A 16,662-nucleotide genomic window follows, 5' to 3' on the forward strand; every position below is an offset into this window, starting at 1 on the left:
GATCCATGGCTTCAGGATATTTTCACCGCAGTCTGGCTCCCACGGCCGTCGCCGCGCTGATGATCGCGGCCGCCGCTCCCGCGTCGGCGGGCGATGTCGGCGCCGGCATCCTCGGCGGCGTGATCGGCGGCGTCGTCGGCAGCGTCGTCACCAATTCCATCAACAACGACCGCCAGCGGACCCAGACTCAGACCGTGGTCCGCGAGCGCGAGGTGATCGTCGAGCGGCCGCGGACGCGCACGGTCTATGTCGACCGCACGCCGCGGCACACCATCGACCCCTACACCCGCGAGGAAAACCGCAGGGCTCAGGTCGCGCTCAACTATTTCGGCTTCAACGCCGGCGCGCCGGACGGCATCCTCGGCTCGCGCTCCAGGAGCGCGGCGCGCAGCTTTCAGAGCTACATGAACTTCCCCGCCACCGGCTACCTGACCCCGCAGGAGCAGGCGTTCCTCGTCACCTCTTATGACCGCGCGGTGGCCGGCGGCCCGAACACCCTGCAGGTGATCGCCGGCAATCCGGCCGGCGTGCGCGCCGTCCTGCCCTATTACTGGACCGGTCAGACCGTGGCCGTGGCGCCGGGCGGCCCGATCGTCGCGGTCGCGGCGCCGCCGCAGCAGCAGCAGCCGGCGAATCAGATCACGATCAACGTGCCGCAGCAGGCCGCCGCGGCGCCGCAGCCAGAAGCCGCCCAGCCCGCGGCGCAACCGGCCGCGCCCCAGACCCAGCTCGCCGCCGCTCCGGCGGCGCCCGAGGCCGCGGCGCCGGCCGCCGGCGCGTTGCCGATGTTCGTCGCCGGGCCGATCGAAGCGTCGATGAGCAGCTTCTGCGCCCGCGTCGGCGCGCCCTCGCCCCTGCCCGGCGCCGATCTCCAGAACGCCTCGCTCTCGGTCGAGGGCGAAAACGTCCTCGCCGCGCAGTTCTGCGCCACCCGCGCGCAGGCGTTGACCGAAGCCGACCAGATCGCCGCCTCGATCCAGGGGGTCAGCCGCAGCGACATGCAGCGCCAGTGCGAAGCCTTCGCCCCGTCGATGGACCGCTATGTCGCCACTCTGGTCTCGGAAGGCGCTCCGGCCGCCAAGGCCGAGTTGCAGGGATATGTCGTCGGCACCGGCATCTCGATGCAGGCGCTGGCCGCGAATTCGCGCATCTGCCTCGGCATCGGCTACGGCGCCGACAATCCGCGCGTCGCGCTCGCGGCGTCGATGATCCTCGTCGGCATCGGCGAGGTCGGGTTCGGCGAAGTGCTCGGGTACCATCTCGCCTACGGCTTCGGCGCTCCGGAGAACCGGGCGCGGGCCGCCGACTGGCTCGAGGACGCGTCGGCCGGGCTCCGATCCGGCGCCCGTCCCGTCGTCGCCGACGCGGGCGCCGACCGGCCGCAGCTTCTGCTGACCATGGCGACGCGGCTTCGCGGCGCGCCGGCGCAGGCGCTCGCCCCGGCTCAGCCGCAGGACGTCTCCGCGCCTCCGGCCACCGGGTTCCAGATGCCCGGCGCGCCCGAGCCGAAGAAGCAGCTCTGATCGCCTGAGGGGCGCGGCGCCCGCGCCGCGCTCCGTCATCGCCGCGGCCGCCGGGTCTGCTCGCGCATCGGGCCCCCGCTCCAGCGCGACGATCGCCGCCGCCCGGAGCCGAGCCCATGCAAGCCCTTCTCGACGAGATCGCCGCGAAAGCGCGCCCCAAGGCCGCGGAGGGCGCCCCCGCGCAATACATCCCCGCCCTCGCCCGCGGCGACCCGACGAAGTTCGCCATCGCGCTCGTCACCGGAGACGGCGAGGAATTCACGACCGGGGACGCCGACACCCGGTTCTCGATCCAGTCGATCTCGAAGCTCTTCACCCTTGCGCTGGCGATGGAATGGGTCGGCGCCCCGCTCTGGGAGCGGGTGAAGCGCGAACCTTCGGGCATGCGCTTCAATTCGATCATCCAGCTCGAAACCGAAAACGGCGTGCCGCGGAACCCGTTCATCAACGCCGGCGCGATCGTGACGACCGATGCGCTGATGCACGCCCATCCGATGATCGAGGAGGATTTTCGCGACCAGATGCGCCTTCTCGCCGGCGACGAGACGATCGACTACGACGAGGAGATCTACCGGTCCGAGGTGGAGACCGGCGACATGAACCGCGCCGCCGCCTTCCTGCTGAAGGCGAAGGGAAATCTCCTTGAGGACGCGATCCGCGTCACCAACGCCTATTTCCATTTCTGCTCTCTCGCGATGTCCGCGCGGCAGCTGGCGCGGGCGGCGCTTTTCCTGATCCGTCCGCAGCCGGGCGGGGCCGCGTGCGCGCAGGGGCTTCATGCGATCCGGTTGCGGGCGCTGATGCGGACCTGCGGGCTCTACGATCAATCCGGCGAATTCGCCTATCAGGTCGGCCTCCCCGCCAAATCCGGCGTCGGCGGCGGAATCCTCGCGGTCAATCCGGCCAGGGATTACGCGGTCTGCGCGTGGTCCCCGGCGCTCGACCGATACGGCAACTCGGTCGCCGCGACCGACGCGCTGGCGCGGCTGGTCGCGAGAACCGGCGCCTGAGCGGGCGCCGGTCAGGGCGCCCAGTGAATCTCCGCATGGCGCGCCGCCCGGAGAACGGCGCCGACCGGCGCGAAATACGGCACCGGCTCGTCCAGCGCCCGCCGGACCGCCGCGCGTTTCTCCTCCCCCGCGATCAGGAGATAGAGCCGCCCCGCGCCGGCCAGCGCCGGAAGCGTCAGCGTCACCCGCGGCTCCGCCGCCCCATGCGCGCGGATCGCCGCGATGAGCGGCGCGCTCTCCACCAGCGCCGCAGGGAGATTCAGCGCCCCCGGAAAGAGCGACGCGCAATGCATGTCGACGCCCATGCCGATCACCGCGACATCGGGCGGCAGGAACGGCGCGAGCGTCTCCGCCAGCACGGGCGCCGCTTCCTCCGGCGTCTCGCCTTCGCGCCAGAGCGAGAGAAAAGTCGCGCCCTCCGCCGCGGCCATCGCCTTGCGGATCATCGCCTCGTTCGAGCGCGCGTCGCTCGGCGGCGCCCAGCGCTCATCCCCCGGCAGGATGTCGACCCTGGTCCAATCCAGCGGCGCGGCCGCCAGCGCCCTGAGGAACTCCGCCGGGGTCGAGCCGCCCGGCGCCGCGAACCGCGCCCGCCCCCTCGTTTCGATCGCGTCGCGAAGATCCGCGGCGACCAGCGCCGCCAGCGCCGCCGCCTGGGCGTCTCGTCGGGCGTGAACGATCAGCGGCGTCATCATGCGATCTCCCGCCAGCGCCGGCCGTCCCTGTGGAGCAGGATATGGCTCTCCATCGGGCCGTCCGAGTTCTGGCTGTAAGGCAGCGGCGGCGCCCGCCCCTCGTTACAGGCTTCGATGATCGGGTCGATCCATTTCCAGGCCGCCTCGACCTCGTCGCCGCGCATGAACAGGGTCTGGTCGCCGCGGATCACGTCCATCAGGAGCCGTTCATAGGCGTCCGGCATCCGAAATCCGCCGGCGCCCGCGCCCTGCGCGAAGCTCATGTCCAGCGGCGCGGAGATGATCCGCATGCCGCCCGGCCCCGGATCCTTGATGTTCAGCCGCAACTCGATGCCCTCGTTCGGTTGCAGCGTGATGACGAGCACATTTCCCTTCAGCGCCCCCGCCGCGTCGCCGAAGATGGAGTGCGGCGTGTCCTTGAACCGGATCGCGATCTCGGTATGCCGCGCCGTCAGCCGCTTTCCGGTCCGGAGATAGAACGCCGTTCCCGCCCAGCGCCAGTTCTCGACGCCGGCCTTCAGGGCGATGAAACATTCCGTATGACTGTCGGGATCGCCGACTTCCTCCAGATATGACGGGCCGTCCGGGCCGGCCCTGTACTGACCGCGCACAATCTCGGTGTCGACCGCGGCGCCCGTGATCGGGCGAAGCGCCTTCAGCACCTTCAGCTTTTCGTCGCGCACCGCGTCCGGGTCGAAATGCGACGGCGGCTCCATCGCCGTGAGGCAGAGAAGCTGCATCAGATGGTTTTGAACCATGTCGCGCAGCGCGCCGTTCCGGTCGTAATAGCCGCCGCGCGCGCCGACGCCCACGCTCTCGGCCGCGGTGATCTGCACATGGTCGATGTGATGCGCGTTCCAGAGCGGCTCGAAAAGCGCGTTGCCGAAGCGAAGCGCCATCAGGTTCTGCACCGTCTCCTTCCCGAGATAATGGTCGATCCGGTAGATCTGCCCTTCATCGAAGGTGGCGGCGAGTTGCGCGTTCAGCGCCGCCGCGCTCGCCATGTCGCGGCCAAGCGGCTTCTCGACCACGAGCCGGGTCTCCGGCGTCGCCAGCCCCGCGGCGCCCAGCCGCTCGCAAATCGGCGCGAAAAACTGCGGGGCGACGGAAAGATAGAACGCCCGCGGCCGCCCGTTCCGGCCCTCCAGCCGGCCCGCGAGCGCGGCCCAGCCGGCGTCGCTCGACGCGTCGACCTGCGCGTAATCGAGAAGCCCGATGAACCGCTCGACGAGATCGCCGCCCCTGTGCGCCGGGTCGACGAACTCCTCCAGCGCCTCGCGCGCCAACGCCCGATACCCCGCGCCGTCCAGTGCGCCGCGCGCCGCGCCGACGATCAGCGCGCCCTCCGGGATCTGCCCCGCCGCGAAGCGATGGAAAAGCGCCGGCAGCAGCTTTCTGCGCGCCAGATCCCCGGTGCCGCCGAATACGATCAGATCGAACGGCTCGACCGGAACTGTTCTGGCCACCATGCGCGACTCCCTTTCAGATTCCGTTCAGATTCCGAGACTGCGCCGCTTCTGACGCGAAGTGAAGCGCGCCGCGCCGCCCGAATGGGCGGGGCCGCCGCATTCAATCGTCCTGAGCGCCGCCGTCAAGCCGGCGCCGGACCAGGTCGAGCGCGCCCGCCAATCTCTCCGCCTCCTCCGGCGTGAGGCCCGCGCAGCCGAGAAGCCGCGCCGGGGCGCCCCGCGCCGTCGCTTCGAGCGCGGCGCCCGCAGGCGTCAGCGCGGCGATGACGGCCCGCTCGTCGATCGGGTCCCGCTCGCGCCGGATCAGACCCGCCGCCTCCAGCCGCTTCAGGAGCGGGGTCAAGGTGTTGGATTCGAGCCGAAGCGCGCGCCCGATCTCGCCCACTCTCCGCCGGTCCCGCGTCCAGAGCGCGGCGAGGACGAGATATTGCGGATAGGTGAGGCCCATCTCCTCCAGCAGCGGCGCGTAGGCCCGGTTGAAGGCGTGATGCGCCGCATAGATCGAGAAACAAAGCCGCGCGTAGCGACCGAGCGCGTCTTCCTCGGCGTCGCCATCTTTACCGCTCTCAGCGTCCATGTCTCATCAGCCCGAATTCCGGTTCACCCTGCGGACAAGGTATTGACGATCGGCCGGTTTGTCCATATATATCGCCTGCGATTTAATCGCATGCGATATAATAGAGAAGGAGCGCCGACCATGCCCACCAAGGTCCTCTACAGCACGTCCTCCCGCGCCACCGGCGGCCGCGACGGCCACACCAAATCCCTCGACAGCGCGTTCGAGGCCACGCTCTCCACCCCGAAGGAGCTTGGCGGCGCCGGAGGCGACGGCCTGAACCCCGAGCAGCTCTTCGCCTCCGGCTACGCGGCCTGCTTCCTCGGCGCCATGAAGGTGGTCGCCGGCGAGACGAAAGTGCCGGACGACGCGTCCGTGAAGGCGACGGTCGGCATCGGCCCGCGCTCGGAAGGCGGTTTCGGCCTCGATGTGGCGTTGGAGGTGAGCCTGCCCGGCGTCGCGAAGGACGAGGCGCAGGCCCTGATCGACAAGGCGCATCAGGTCTGCCCGTATTCGAACGCGACCCGCGGCAATCTCGACGTGAGGCTCAGCCTCGCCTGAGCGGGCCGGCCATGGCGCGGCGCGCCTGAGGCGCGCCGCGAAGATCAGAGTTCAGAGTTCAGGCCCCGCGCGCCATCGCCGCCACGCCCGTGCGCGCGACCTCGCGGAGCCCGAGCGGGCGCATCAGATCGACGAAGGCGTCGATCTTCTTCACGTCGCCGGTCAATTCGAAAACGAAGCTTTCCAGCGTGGTGTCCACCACCTTCGCGCGGAAGACCTCCGCCAGCCGCATCGCTTCGACCCGCCGGTCCCCGACGCCGCCGACCTTGATCAGCGCCAGTTCGCGCTCGACCGCCGGCCCCTCCACCGTCAGGTCATGCACTTCGTGCACCGGGACGATCCGGCTGATCAACTGGGCCTTGATCTGCTCGATCACCTGGGGCGTGCCGGTGGTGACGATGGTGATCCGGCTCAACCGGCCCTCATGGTCGGTCTCGGCGACGGTCAGACTCTCGATATTGTAGCCGCGGCCGGAAAAAAGCCCGATCACGCGCGCGAGCACGCCGGCCTCGTTGTCGACGATGACCGAAAGCACATGCCGCTCGACGACATCGGAGAAGGTCGGGCGAAGGTTATAGGCGCTCTTGCGCGAGGCGCCGCGTTTGATGACGAGAGCGTTCATCTGGCTTCTCTTTCACTGATGTCTCTGGATGCGGCGAGGATCCCGGTCGGAGACCGCCGCGCGGCGATCTCAAACAAGAGCCCCTCCCATCTCGCCGATGGCGCCTTCCGTCTCCGCCTCGCCCATCAGCATCTCGTTATGCGCCCGGCCCGAGGGGATCATCGGAAAGCAGTTCTCATGCTTTTCGATGAGGCAATCGAAGATCACCGGCCCGTCATGGGCCAGCATCTCCTCGATCGCCGCGTCGAGATCGGCGGGGTCGGAGCAGCGGATGCCCTTGCAGCCGAAGGCGTCGGCCAGCTTGACGAAATCCGGGAGCGCCTCCGAGTAGGTCTGGCTGTAGCGCTCGCCGTGCAGAAGCTCCTGCCACTGCCGGACCATGCCGAGCCGCTCGTTGTTCATGATGAACTGCTTCACCGGGGCGCGAAACTGCACCGCCGTCGCCATCTCCTGCATGTTCATCAACCATGACGCCTCGCCGGCGACATTGATCACCAGCGAGTCCGGATGCGCGATCTGCACCCCGACCGACGCCGGCAGGCCATAGCCCATCGTGCCGAGCCCGCCCGAGGTCATCCAGCGGTTCGGCGCCTCGAAGCCCAGATATTGCGCGGCCCACATCTGGTGCTGCCCGACCTCGGTGGTGATGTACCGGTCGCGCCCCTTGGTCAGGGCCTCGAGCCGCTCCAGCGCGTATTGCGGCTTGATCGTGGTCTTCGACGGCTTGTAGCCGAAGCAATTCACGTCTTTCCAGCCGTCGATCACGCCCCACCAGCGCTTCACCTGCTCCGCCCTGGTCTTGGCGCCGCGCGCTCTCCAGATCTTCAGCATCTCTTCGAGGACATTGCCGGCGTCGCCGACGATCGGCACGTCGATGCGGATGTTCTTGTTGATCGAGGACGGGTCGATATCGATATGGATCTTCTTCGACTTCGGGCTGAAGGCGTCGATCCGGCCGGTGATCCGATCGTCGAAGCGGGCGCCGACGCACACCATCACATCGCAGCCATGCATCGCCAGATTGGCCTCATAGGCGCCGTGCATCCCCAGCATGCCGAGCCAGTTCTCGCCCGAGGCCGGATAGCACCCCAGCCCCATCAGGGTCGAGGTGATCGGAAACCCGGTTTCCGCGACCAGCTCCCGCAGAAGCTGGCTCGCGCCCGGCCCCGAATTCACCACGCCGCCGCCGGAATAGATGATCGGGCGTTCGGCCTTCTCGATCAGCTGGACCGCCTCCTCGATGGCCGCGGCGTCGCCCTTCACGGTCGGCTGATAGCTGGACGGCTTCGCCCCCTTCAGCCCCTTGTAGACGCCGGACGCGAACTGGACATCCTTCGGCACGTCGATCAGCACCGGCCCCGGGCGCCCGGATCTCGCGACATGGAACGCCTCATGGATGATGTCGCCAAGCTCCGCCGGATCTCTCACCAGCCAGTTGTGCTTGGTGCACGGCCGGGTGATGCCGACCGTATCCGCCTCCTGAAACGCGTCGTTGCCGATCAGGAACGTCGGCACCTGGCCGGAGATGCAGATGATCGGGATCGAATCCATCAGCGCGTCGGTCAGCCCGGTCACCGCGTTGGTCGCGCCCGGCCCCGACGTGACGATCAGGACGCCCGGCTTCCCGGTGGAGCGCGCATAGCCCTCCGCCGCGTGCGCCGCGCCCTGTTCGTGCCTGACCAGAATATGACGAATGTCATTCTGCTGGAAAAGCTCGTCATAGATCGGAAGAACAGCGCCGCCCGGATACCCGAATACGGTGTCCACGCCTTGATCCTTGAGGGCCCGTATCACGATCTGAGCGCCGGTTATCTCACGCGACATCGTCTCTCTCCGTCTTCGCCCCGCGCGAACCTCACGGCTTCGGGGCGGTTCCATCAATAAAAAAGGCCCCTTCCGGGGCCCACGCGCGCATTCTCGCCGGATGTCTCACATCCGCCGGGGCGCGCGCCTCGCAATTACGATCAGAAGGGTTCGCATCTCGCCTCTCCAGAACTGCATCTTGGGGGTAACCGCCTCCAGCCGACGGGTCAACCCGAAACCGCGAAAGAAAGTTATGGATTTTCATTTTTCAGGACATTTTCGCGCGTCAGGGCGCGGATTTCGGCAATAAATGGAAAGCGCCCTCCATTTCGGCGCCCATCTTCGCCGGGATCCGCCGCCATCTCACGAAAGGGCCGCCCCCTCCGGCTGGATCACCCGCCAGTCCTTCATCCGGTTCCGCATCCACGTCATCTGGCGTTTGGCGTAGTTCCGCGTCGCCCGGCGCGCCTCGGTCGCCGCCTCGTCGAGGGAGAGCCGCCCCTGAAGATGGGCGAACAATTCAGGCGCGCCCACCGCCTTCATCGCCGGCAGCTCCGGGTCGAGGCCGCGCGCCAGCATCGCGCGCGCCTCGGCCAGCGCGCCTTGCTCCAGCATGGCGCCGAAGCGCCGGTCGAGCCGTTCATAGAGCGCCGCCCGGTCAGGCAGGATCAGGACCTTTTCCGCCTCTCCGAGCAGGGGCGCGCCGGTCTCCGCCCGCCATGAGGCGAGGCCGCGCCCCGTCGCGTCGATCACCTCGAGCGCGCGCGCCACCCGTTTCGGATTCTTCAGATCCGTCGTCGCCGCGGTTTCGGGATCGCGCGCCGCCAGCTCGGCCGCCAGCGCCGGCAGGCCCTCCTCGGCCAGTCGCGCCGACAGCGCGTCGCGCACCGAGGGCGGCGTCGGCGGGATCGGCGCCAGCCCCGCCGTCGCCGCCGTGAAGTAAAGCCCGGTGCCGCCGATGATGATCGGCCTCAGCCCCTCGGCGCGCGCCTCCGCCAACACCGCTTCGAGGTCGCGGAGCCAGCCGCCGACGGAATAGCGCGCAGATGCGCTCACATGGCCGTAAAGCCGGTGCGGCGCCGCGCTCTCCTCCGCCGCGGACGGGCGCGCCGTCAGGATTCGCCAGCCGTCATAGACCTGGCTCGCGTCGGCGTTGACGACCACGCCGCCGCGCCGCGCCGCCTCCAGCGCATAGGCCGATTTCCCCGCGCCGGTCGGCCCCGAAATCAACAATGGACGCATGTTCGCTCCCGGTTCTCCCGGCCGCGCGCGGCGCGCGCCTCCGCCGCCATCCGGCGGAAGGCCCGGCCGCTCAGTTCAGCGCCGCGCTCACCTCACCATAGGGGATCGCGTGGCCCTGATCGACCAGCCATTCGTTCACGTCGAGATCGTCGATGAAGATCCGCGCGATGTAGCGGCCGTATTTGCCGCGCTTTCCGTCAACCACGCAGAGCGTGATCGCCCGCCCGCCGATCAGGTTCTTCAACGCCGCTTTCGCCGCCAGCCCGCGCGCCTTCTCCGCGGCCGAAACCGGGCGGCCCGCCCGCCCCCGCGTCTCCGGCGCGTCGACGCCGTAAAGGCGAAAGATCTCCCTGTTCACCTGAAGCTGGAAGCCAAGCTCGACATTCGCGCGAATCGTGTCGCCGTCGATCACCTTGGTCACGGTGGCCCGATAGGTGGAGTAGCGGCACTGATCCCCCGCCGACGCGGCCCCGCCCGCAAGGGTGAAGAGGATGAGAAACCCGGTCTGGATCAACCGGCGCATGAAAGCTCGCGGCCCGCCCGGGCGCCGCCCCGCGTCAGATCGGCGGCGGGGTCGATTTCTCTTCGCTGAGCAGCACATTGGATTCCACTTCGCCGATCCCCGGCAGGGTCATGATCCGGCGGCGGAGGATCCGCTCGAAATCCGACAGATCGCGGGCCACGACCCGGAGCCTGTAATCGTAGACGCCGAGCACATGCTGCGCCAGTTGCAGCTCGGGAATCGCCGTCGCGGCGCGTTCGAACTCCTCGACCCGGCTTCGCCCCTTCGCCGCCAGCTTGACGCCGAGAAAGACCGTGACGCCATAGCCCAGCTTCTCCCGGTTCAGCGCGACGCGGCGCCGGATCACTCCCGCCGCCTCCATCCGCCGGATCCGCCGCCAGGCCACCGGCTGGGACAGCCCGGCCCGCTCGCCCGCCTCCTTCGCCGAGAGCGAGCCATCGGCCAGCAGCGCGCGCAGCAGCGCGAGGTCCGCCGCGTCGGGCGGGCCATAGGGCACGGCGGTCAGATCGGCAGCCATTCGTCATTCTTCAACTCCGAGACCAGCAGCAGCGCCTCGATATCGGCCACATGAGGCAGGTCTAGGATCTGGGTCTTAACAATTTGTTGATAATGCGAAAGATCGCGCGCGACGACGTCCATGCGGATATCGACCCGTCCGAGAAGGGTCTGGATCAAGACGATCTCGGGCACCGCGCGCGCCGCCGCGATGAACTCCTGAAACGCCCCCGCCTGCGTCTTGTCGAGCCGGACCCGGAGAAAGACCTGAACCTCGTAGCCGAGCTTTCTCAGGTCGACCTCGACCACCCGGCCCTCGATCACGCCTTCGGCCTCCATCCGCTCCACGCGCCGCCAGCAGGGCGAAGGCGAAAGCCCGGCCCGCTCCGCGAGCGCCGCGGTGGAGAGGCTCGCGTCGGCCTGGAGCGCGCGCAGGATGCGCCTGTCGGTATCATCGAGCGTATGCATGAACCATCCAATATCACCGGCTCTGTGGAATATCCATGCCTCGATTATGGTTTTCACGAGGCAGATAGACAAGTTTTACACCGTTCGGGCGGGTATGCTCGCGGCCATCGTCAACCAGAAACGAGGGCATTCCATGCGCGTCTATTACGATCGCGATTGCGACATCAACCTGATCAAGGACCGCAATGTCGCGGTCGTCGGCTATGGCTCCCAGGGGCACGCCCACGCCCTGAACATGCGCGATTCCGGCGTGAAGAACGTCGCGGCCGCGCTCCGCGAAGGCTCCCCCTCCGCCGCGAAGGCCGAGGCCGAGGGCCTGAAGGTCATGGGCCTCGCCGAAGCGGCGAAATGGGCCGACCTGATCATGATGGCGATGCCGGACGAGCTTCAGGCCGACACCTATACGAAATACCTCCACGACAACATGAAGCCCGGCGCCGCGATCGCCTTCGCGCACGGCCTCAACATCCACTTCAAGCTGATCGAGGCGCGCGACGATATCGACGTCATCATGATGGCGCCCAAGGGGCCCGGCCACACGGTGCGCGGCGAGTTCGTCAAGGGCGGCGGCGTGCCCTGCCTCGTGGCGGTCGACCAGAATCCCTCGGGCAAGGCGCTGGAGATCGGGCTCTCCTATTGCTCCGCCATCGGCGGCGGCCGCTCGGGCATCATCGAGACCACCTTCAAGGAAGAGTGCGAGACCGACCTCTTCGGCGAGCAGGCCGTGCTTTGCGGCGGGCTGGTCGAACTGATCCGGCTCGGCTTCGAGACCCTGGTCGAGGCGGGATACGAGCCCGAAATGGCCTATTTCGAGTGCTGCCACGAGGTGAAGCTGATCGTCGACCTGATCTATGAGGGCGGCATCGCCAACATGAACTACTCGATCTCCAACACTGCGGAGTTCGGCGAGTATCATTCCGGCCCGCAGATCCTGCCGCGCGACGAGACCAAGGCGCGGATGAAGAAGGTGCTGAAGGACATTCAGGACGGCCGCTTCGTCTCCGAATGGATGCGCGAGTACAAGGCCGGCCTGCCGATGTTCAAGGCGACCCGCCGCAACAACGACGCGCACCAGATCGAGGAGATCGGCGAGAAGCTCCGCGGCATGATGCCCTGGATCTCCTCGGGCAAGCTGGTGGACAAGAGCAAGAACTGATCCCGCCACGCGGCGAAAGAGACGAGGGAAGGCCCTGCGAAAAGCAGGGCCTTTTTTCTCGACCGAGGGCGTCGCTTCAGCGAAGATGGGCCAAAGACGGTCTTGCGGCCCCGCCTCATCACGGGGTAGACGAGGCCGGGTCGTCCGGCTCGCCTCGGGCGGCCATCCACTCGTATCCTTCGGGCGGCGCCACCGCGCTCCGCCGAGAAGGGCGCGAGCGGCGCGGGTGTGGTGGAACGGTATACACGAAGGTCTCAAACACCTTTGCCTTTAACGGCTTGCGGGTTCGAATCCCGCCACCCGCACCAAAGATTTCTCCGCAGGAGCGCCATCGCCATCCGGATGGCGGAACCGCGGCGGCGGGCCTTTCGATGAGGCCCGGCGCGCGCGGCGGCGGCCCGATCCGCCGTCTTCAGGCGGCGCGAAGGCCGAGGAGTTTGCGCGCCTCCGCCGGGCTCGCCACCGGCCGGTCGTATTTCTGGCAAAGATCGACGACGCGCCGGACCAGCGCCGCATTGGACGGCGCCAGCCGCTCACGGTCGAGCCGCACATTGTCCTCGAGCCCGCATCGCGCATGTCCGCCCCCGGCGACGCACCACTCGTTGAGCGTGAGCTGCCCCGCGCCGATTCCGGCCGCGCACCATTCGCTTTCCGGCGAGAGCCGCTTCAGCGTCTCGACATAGAAATCGAACACCGCCCGGTCCACCGGCGTCGCGTTCTTCACGCCCATCACGAACTGCACATAGATCGGCGCGGCCAGCCGCCCGTCCGCCTGCATCTTCGCGGCCTGAAAGATATGCGACAGATCGAACGCCTCGATCTCCGGCTTGATCTCATAGGTCCGCATCTCCGCCGCCAGCCAGTCGATCAGATCGGGGCTGTTCTCGTAGATCCGCGTCGGAAAGTTGTTCGAGCCCACGGCCAGCGACGCCATGTCCGGCCTGAGCGGGAGCATGCCGCCCCGCTCGCGCCCCGCGCCCGAGCGCCCGCCGGTCGAGAACTGGATGATCATGCCCGGGCACGCCGCCTCCAGCTCCGCCTTCAGGCGCGCGAACCTCGCCGGATCCGAGGTCGGGGTCTCGTCGTCGTTCCGGACATGAAGATGCGCGATCGAGGCTCCGGCCTCGAACGCCTCCCGCGTGCTCTCGACCTGCTCGGCGATGGTGATCGGCACCGCCGGATTGTCCGCCTTCCGGGGCACCGAGCCGGTGATCGCGACGCAGATGATGCAGGGTTTGGCCATGGCGCGCTCCTCAGCGGTCAGCAATCGAAGAAAATCGTCTCGTCTTCGCCCTGAATACGGATGTCGAACCGGTAATCCGCCGGCCCGGTCTTCGCCGCGATCAGCGTCGAGGCCCGGCTTTGATGTTCGAGCCGCGAGAGGATCGGATCGGCCTTCAGCGCCGCTTCGTCATCGGGGAAATACATCCGGGTCTGCAACCCGATATTGATCCCCCGCGCGACGATCCAGAACGTCACATGCGGCGCCTGCATCCGCCCGTCGGGGAAGGGAACCGGGCCGGGGCGGATGGTCTCGAACAGCCACTCTCCGGTCTCATAATCGCCGGCCTTGCGCCCGAAGCCGGTGAAATGCGGGTCCGCCGCGCCGCGCGTCTCCGCCGGCGAGTTATAGAGCCCGGCGGCGTCCGCCTGCCAGATCTCCACCATCGCATCCTTCAACGCCGCCCCGGCCCCGTCGAAGACCGCGCCGCGGATGGCGATCCGCTCGCCCTTCGTCTCCGGGGTCAGCATGGAGGCGCCGAGATCCTCGGCCAGCACGCCGCCGACGCCGCAGAAATTCGGCACGCAGCCGATATGGACATAAGGCCCCGCCGTCTGGCTCGGCGTCTCTTTCCGATAGACCGGCCGGCGGATCATGGCGCGCCCTCGAACAGGGTCCGCCGCCGCCCGCGAAGCACGATATCGAAGCGATAGGCGCGCGCGTCCATCGGGATCGTCGCCTCCCGGTCGAGCGCGGCGATCAGCGTCTCCACCGCCTCGCGCGAGGGAACCGACGCGACGATGGGGCATTGCCAGATCATCGGGTCGCCCTCGAAATACATCTGCGTGATCAGCCGCTGCGCGAACGCCTCGCCGAAGATCGAAAAATGGATATGCGCCGGGCGCCAGTCGTTCGGCCCGTTCGGCCAGGGATAGGCGCCGGGCTGGATGGTGCGGAACTCGTACCAGCCGTCCGCGTCGGTGAGCGTGCGCCCGCAGCCGCCGAAATTCGGGTCGATCGCGCCGATATAGGTCTCTTTCGCGTGCCGGTAGCGGCCGGAGGCGTTGGCCTGCCAGACCTCGATCAGCGCGCCGGGAACCGGGCGGCCCGCCTCATCCTCCACCCTCCCGTAGACGACGATCCTGGGGCCGATCGCCTCCCCCCCGTCGGGGGAGAAATTCCGGATCAGGTCGTTGTCGAGCGGGCCGATCAGCGACGGCGCGAACATCGGCCCGGTCAACTCCGAGAGCGTCTGCGGCATGACCACCGGGGCCGCCTGCGGGCTCCGTTTCACGCTGGTCTTGTAACGGGGGAAAAGCGCCGGGGGATGCCAGCTCCGGTCACGCGCGAAATAGGTCACGGCGTCATCCCCTCCTCCTCAAGAACCCGCTTGATGATCCGGATCGCCGCGTTGGCGCGCGGAACCCCCGCGTAGACCGCGACATGCAGCATCGCCTCCCGAAGATCCTCCGCCGTCGCGCCGGTGTTCTTCGTCGCGCGGACGTGCATCGCGACCTCTTCGTCATTGCCGAGCGCGGCGAGGAGCGCGAGCGTGACGATGGAGCGCTCGCGCCTGGTGAAGTGCGGGCGCGCCCAGACCGAGCCCCAGGCGCCTTCGGTGATGAAGGTCTGGAACGGCTCGTCGAACGGGGTCTTGGCGGCTTCCGCGCGGTCGACATGGGCGTCGCCCAGCACCGCGCGCCGGGTCGCCATGCCGGCGCGATACGCCTCAGACATGGCCGATCTCCTCAAAGAACCTGCGAAGATGCGCGGCCACCGCCTCCGGCTGCTCCACCGGAATCAGATGCGCGGCGTCGGGAATCAGGTGAAATTTCGAGCCCGGGATCGACTCCGCCATCTCGCGCACCAGATCCGGCGGCGTCGAGCCGTCTTCGACGCCGCAGAGCGCGAGCGTCGGCAGGCGGAGCCGCGCGGTGCTTTCACGAAGATCCGCGTCCCGGATCGCGGCGCAGGAGCCGAGATAGCCGTCGAGCGAGGTCCGCGCCAGCATGTTCCGCATCAGCCGCAGCTCCCCCGCGCGCTCCGCATGGAACCGGCGGGCGAACCAGCGCTCCATCACCCCGTCGGCCATGCTTTCGAGCCCGTCGGCCTCGATCGCGCGGATGCGGGCGTCCCACATCTCCGGCGCGCCGATCTTCGCCCCGGTGTCGCATAGAACCACGCCATGCGTGAGATCCGGCCGCTCCGCCGCCAGCCCCTGCGCGATCATCCCGCCGATCGAGAGGCCGACGACGACCGCGTCCCGGACCTTCAGCGCGTCCAGCACCGCGGCGGCGTCCGCGACATGGTCGCCCATGCCCCAGCTCCCGCGCGGCGGACAATCGGAAAGCCCGTGGCCGCGCTTGTCGTAGCGGATCAGCCGCAACCCGGCGGGGAGCAGCGCCGCGACATCGTCCCAGATCCGGAAATCCGTGCCGAGCGAGTTGGAGAAGAGCACCGCGCGCCCGTCGCGCGCCCCCTGATCCGAAACGTGGATCGACCCGGCCGTGGTGGAGATGAAGTCCATGTCCGCTCCTGTCGTCCCGCCCCGTCATCCGCCGGGGCGTCTTCGGCCAGACTGCCGCGATCGGCGGCCGGGCGCAAGAATGCCGCGCGCCGCTCAGATCGGCGAGGGCGCGGCCCGGTCCGGCGCGAGGAAGGGCGCGATCAGCCAGCCGCCGATGAACCCGCCGAGATGCGCCTCCCACGCGACCATGGCGCCGTCCATGCCGGCGAAGGCGAGAAACAGGTTGAGAAGCGCCAGCGCCAGGATCGTTCCCCAGAACCGCCGCGACGAGGCGCCGGTCACCACGATCCAGCGCCATTCCCAGCGTTTCAGCGCCGCGATGAAGCCGAAAAGCGCCCCCGACGCGCCGACCAGATGCGCCGCCGGGTTGCCATTGAACAGCAATCCCCAGACCAGCGCGCCGGCGGCCGAGGAGACGAAGAAGAGGATCAGGAACCGCCCCGGCCCCAGAATGTTCGCCAGAACCCCGCCAAGGGCGAGAAAGATCGCGCCGTTCATCACCAGATGCAGGATCCCGCCATGGAGAAACCCGTAGGTGAAGAACGACGTCCAGAAGACGAACGGCGTCGACTCGCCCGCCAGCGCCCGCCCGAACCAGAAATCGAAGAACGCGAGCCGCGTCACCGCCACTTCCTGAAGCGCCGCCGGGCCGATCTGAAAAAGCGCCTCGAACAGGACGAAAATCACCGCCATCGTCCAGACGACGGGCGGCGGCGCCGCATGTTGCGTCTGTCTCATTCCACCTCGCTTGACCGCGGCCCAAGCCGCATACATAACCCCGCCGGACCCA

General features: G+C 68.4%; 19 protein-coding genes and 1 tRNA gene. 5 read left to right on the forward strand and 15 right to left on the reverse strand.

The genetic code is table 11. The features are described 5' to 3' along the window. The first annotated feature begins 5 nt into the window (after window positions 1–5). Together WG921_RS12490 and glsA are read left to right on the forward strand one after the other, a co-directional pair. Window positions 6–1,523 carry a peptidoglycan-binding domain-containing protein gene (locus WG921_RS12490; RefSeq protein WP_340109567.1) on the forward strand — a complete coding sequence of 506 codons (1,518 nt, stop codon included), beginning with the start codon at window positions 6–8 and terminating at the stop codon, window positions 1,521–1,523. A 116-nt stretch (window positions 1,524–1,639) separates the two neighbouring features. After that, complete coding sequence (gene glsA / locus WG921_RS12495) at window positions 1,640–2,533, forward strand: glutaminase A (protein WP_340109568.1); 894 nt, start codon at window positions 1,640–1,642, stop codon at window positions 2,531–2,533. 11 nt (window positions 2,534–2,544) lie between these two features. On the opposite strand, the gene pgl is transcribed toward glsA, so the two are convergent. The 3 genes from pgl to WG921_RS12510 form a co-directional block, all read right to left on the reverse strand. Further along, window positions 2,545–3,228: a 6-phosphogluconolactonase gene (gene pgl / locus WG921_RS12500; protein WP_340109569.1), complete on the reverse strand. Its 684-nt coding sequence runs from the start codon at window positions 3,226–3,228 to the stop codon at window positions 2,545–2,547. Continuing rightward, window positions 3,225–4,697, reverse strand: coding sequence for a glucose-6-phosphate dehydrogenase (gene zwf / locus WG921_RS12505; RefSeq protein ID WP_340109570.1), 1,473 nt, complete (start codon window positions 4,695–4,697; stop codon window positions 3,225–3,227). The genes pgl and zwf overlap by 4 nt, the downstream gene beginning before the upstream one ends. A 100-nt stretch (window positions 4,698–4,797) precedes the next feature. Further along, the gene (locus WG921_RS12510) at window positions 4,798–5,274 is read right to left on the reverse strand and encodes a MarR family winged helix-turn-helix transcriptional regulator (RefSeq protein ID WP_340109571.1); all 477 of its coding nucleotides are present in this window, start codon (window positions 5,272–5,274) and stop codon (window positions 4,798–4,800) included. A gap of 120 nt (window positions 5,275–5,394) precedes the next feature. Here WG921_RS12510 and WG921_RS12515 point away from each other — a divergent pair, with 120 nt between their 5' ends. Then, window positions 5,395–5,814 (forward strand): organic hydroperoxide resistance protein, encoded by a 420-nt coding sequence (locus WG921_RS12515; protein ID WP_340109572.1) that lies wholly within the window; start codon window positions 5,395–5,397, stop codon window positions 5,812–5,814. A 58-nt stretch (window positions 5,815–5,872) separates the two neighbouring features. On the opposite strand, the gene ilvN is transcribed toward WG921_RS12515, so the two are convergent. The 6 genes from ilvN to WG921_RS12545 form a co-directional block, all read right to left on the reverse strand. Then, window positions 5,873–6,436 (reverse strand): acetolactate synthase small subunit, encoded by a 564-nt coding sequence (gene ilvN / locus WG921_RS12520; protein ID WP_340109573.1) that lies wholly within the window; start codon window positions 6,434–6,436, stop codon window positions 5,873–5,875. Window positions 6,437–6,505: 69 nt separating this feature from the next. Continuing rightward, on the reverse strand, window positions 6,506–8,260 hold the full coding sequence (locus tag WG921_RS12525; protein WP_340109574.1) for an acetolactate synthase 3 large subunit: 1,755 nt from the start codon (window positions 8,258–8,260) through the stop codon (window positions 6,506–6,508). 342 nt (window positions 8,261–8,602) lie between these two features. Then, a complete protein-coding gene (gene miaA, locus WG921_RS12530) occupies window positions 8,603–9,481 on the reverse strand; it encodes a tRNA (adenosine(37)-N6)-dimethylallyltransferase MiaA (RefSeq protein ID WP_340109575.1) in 879 nt (292 codons plus the stop codon). 70 nt (window positions 9,482–9,551) lie between these two features. Beyond that, a complete protein-coding gene (locus WG921_RS12535) occupies window positions 9,552–10,004 on the reverse strand; it encodes a thermonuclease family protein (protein ID WP_340109576.1) in 453 nt (150 codons plus the stop codon). Window positions 10,005–10,038: 34 nt separating this feature from the next. Continuing rightward, window positions 10,039–10,521: an Lrp/AsnC family transcriptional regulator gene (locus WG921_RS12540; RefSeq protein ID WP_340109577.1), complete on the reverse strand. Its 483-nt coding sequence runs from the start codon at window positions 10,519–10,521 to the stop codon at window positions 10,039–10,041. Beyond that, window positions 10,506–10,967: an Lrp/AsnC family transcriptional regulator gene (locus WG921_RS12545; protein ID WP_340109578.1), complete on the reverse strand. Its 462-nt coding sequence runs from the start codon at window positions 10,965–10,967 to the stop codon at window positions 10,506–10,508. Before WG921_RS12545 ends, WG921_RS12540 begins: the two co-directional genes overlap by 16 nt. 133 nt (window positions 10,968–11,100) lie before the next feature. On the opposite strand from WG921_RS12545, the gene ilvC reads away from it, so the two are divergent. Together ilvC and WG921_RS12555 are read left to right on the forward strand one after the other, a co-directional pair. Beyond that, complete coding sequence (ilvC, locus tag WG921_RS12550; protein ID WP_340109579.1) at window positions 11,101–12,123, forward strand: ketol-acid reductoisomerase; 1,023 nt, start codon at window positions 11,101–11,103, stop codon at window positions 12,121–12,123. Between the two features lie 222 nt (window positions 12,124–12,345). Continuing rightward, window positions 12,346–12,431 (forward strand) — tRNA-Leu (locus WG921_RS12555). A 104-nt stretch (window positions 12,432–12,535) separates the two neighbouring features. On the opposite strand, the gene WG921_RS12560 is transcribed toward WG921_RS12555, so the two are convergent. The 6 genes from WG921_RS12560 to WG921_RS12585 all read right to left on the reverse strand — a co-directional run bounded on the left by WG921_RS12560 (window position 12,536) and on the right by WG921_RS12585 (window position 16,610). Continuing rightward, window positions 12,536–13,366 (reverse strand): 3-oxoadipate:acetyl-CoA acetyltransferase, encoded by an 831-nt coding sequence (locus tag WG921_RS12560; RefSeq protein WP_340109580.1) that lies wholly within the window; start codon window positions 13,364–13,366, stop codon window positions 12,536–12,538. A gap of 17 nt (window positions 13,367–13,383) precedes the next feature. Beyond that, window positions 13,384–14,001 (reverse strand): protocatechuate 3,4-dioxygenase subunit alpha, encoded by a 618-nt coding sequence (pcaG, locus tag WG921_RS12565; RefSeq protein ID WP_340109581.1) that lies wholly within the window; start codon window positions 13,999–14,001, stop codon window positions 13,384–13,386. Further along, window positions 13,998–14,705 carry a protocatechuate 3,4-dioxygenase subunit beta gene (gene pcaH / locus WG921_RS12570; RefSeq protein ID WP_340109582.1) on the reverse strand — a complete coding sequence of 236 codons (708 nt, stop codon included), beginning with the start codon at window positions 14,703–14,705 and terminating at the stop codon, window positions 13,998–14,000. The genes pcaG and pcaH overlap by 4 nt, the downstream gene beginning before the upstream one ends. After that, window positions 14,702–15,082 carry a 4-carboxymuconolactone decarboxylase gene (pcaC, locus tag WG921_RS12575; RefSeq protein WP_340109583.1) on the reverse strand — a complete coding sequence of 127 codons (381 nt, stop codon included), beginning with the start codon at window positions 15,080–15,082 and terminating at the stop codon, window positions 14,702–14,704. Before pcaC ends, pcaH begins: the two co-directional genes overlap by 4 nt. Continuing rightward, window positions 15,075–15,872, reverse strand: a complete 798-nt coding sequence (pcaD, locus tag WG921_RS12580) for a 3-oxoadipate enol-lactonase (RefSeq protein WP_340109584.1) — start codon at window positions 15,870–15,872, stop codon at window positions 15,075–15,077. The genes pcaC and pcaD overlap by 8 nt, the downstream gene beginning before the upstream one ends. A gap of 93 nt (window positions 15,873–15,965) precedes the next feature. Continuing rightward, window positions 15,966–16,610: a rhomboid family intramembrane serine protease gene (locus WG921_RS12585; RefSeq protein WP_340109585.1), complete on the reverse strand. Its 645-nt coding sequence runs from the start codon at window positions 16,608–16,610 to the stop codon at window positions 15,966–15,968. Window positions 16,611–16,662 lie beyond the last annotated feature (52 nt).

It is taken from the genome of Paludibacillus litoralis, assembly GCF_037646705.1.
GTDB classification, from domain to species: Bacteria; Pseudomonadota; Alphaproteobacteria; order Rhodobacterales; family Rhodobacteraceae; genus Pikeienuella; species Pikeienuella litoralis.

Coding starts and splice junctions, on each gene's coding strand:
- WG921_RS12490 (WP_340109567.1), top strand. CDS start 6: ATGGCTTCAGGATATTTTCACCGCAGTCTGGCTCCCACGGCCGTCGCC.
- glsA (WP_340109568.1), top strand. CDS start 1,640: ATGCAAGCCCTTCTCGACGAGATCGCCGCGAAAGCGCGCCCCAAGGCC.
- pgl (WP_340109569.1), bottom strand. CDS start 3,228: ATGATGACGCCGCTGATCGTTCACGCCCGACGAGACGCCCAGGCGGCG.
- zwf (WP_340109570.1), bottom strand. CDS start 4,697: ATGGTGGCCAGAACAGTTCCGGTCGAGCCGTTCGATCTGATCGTATTC.
- WG921_RS12510 (WP_340109571.1), bottom strand. CDS start 5,274: ATGGACGCTGAGAGCGGTAAAGATGGCGACGCCGAGGAAGACGCGCTC.
- WG921_RS12515 (WP_340109572.1), top strand. CDS start 5,395: ATGCCCACCAAGGTCCTCTACAGCACGTCCTCCCGCGCCACCGGCGGC.
- ilvN (WP_340109573.1), bottom strand. CDS start 6,436: ATGAACGCTCTCGTCATCAAACGCGGCGCCTCGCGCAAGAGCGCCTAT.
- WG921_RS12525 (WP_340109574.1), bottom strand. CDS start 8,260: ATGTCGCGTGAGATAACCGGCGCTCAGATCGTGATACGGGCCCTCAAG.
- miaA (WP_340109575.1), bottom strand. CDS start 9,481: ATGCGTCCATTGTTGATTTCGGGGCCGACCGGCGCGGGGAAATCGGCC.
- WG921_RS12535 (WP_340109576.1), bottom strand. CDS start 10,004: ATGCGCCGGTTGATCCAGACCGGGTTTCTCATCCTCTTCACCCTTGCG.
- WG921_RS12540 (WP_340109577.1), bottom strand. CDS start 10,521: ATGGCTGCCGATCTGACCGCCGTGCCCTATGGCCCGCCCGACGCGGCG.
- WG921_RS12545 (WP_340109578.1), bottom strand. CDS start 10,967: ATGCATACGCTCGATGATACCGACAGGCGCATCCTGCGCGCGCTCCAG.
- ilvC (WP_340109579.1), top strand. CDS start 11,101: ATGCGCGTCTATTACGATCGCGATTGCGACATCAACCTGATCAAGGAC.
- WG921_RS12560 (WP_340109580.1), bottom strand. CDS start 13,366: ATGGCCAAACCCTGCATCATCTGCGTCGCGATCACCGGCTCGGTGCCC.
- pcaG (WP_340109581.1), bottom strand. CDS start 14,001: ATGATCCGCCGGCCGGTCTATCGGAAAGAGACGCCGAGCCAGACGGCG.
- pcaC (WP_340109583.1), bottom strand. CDS start 15,082: ATGTCTGAGGCGTATCGCGCCGGCATGGCGACCCGGCGCGCGGTGCTG.
- pcaD (WP_340109584.1), bottom strand. CDS start 15,872: ATGGACTTCATCTCCACCACGGCCGGGTCGATCCACGTTTCGGATCAG.
- WG921_RS12585 (WP_340109585.1), bottom strand. CDS start 16,610: ATGAGACAGACGCAACATGCGGCGCCGCCGCCCGTCGTCTGGACGATG.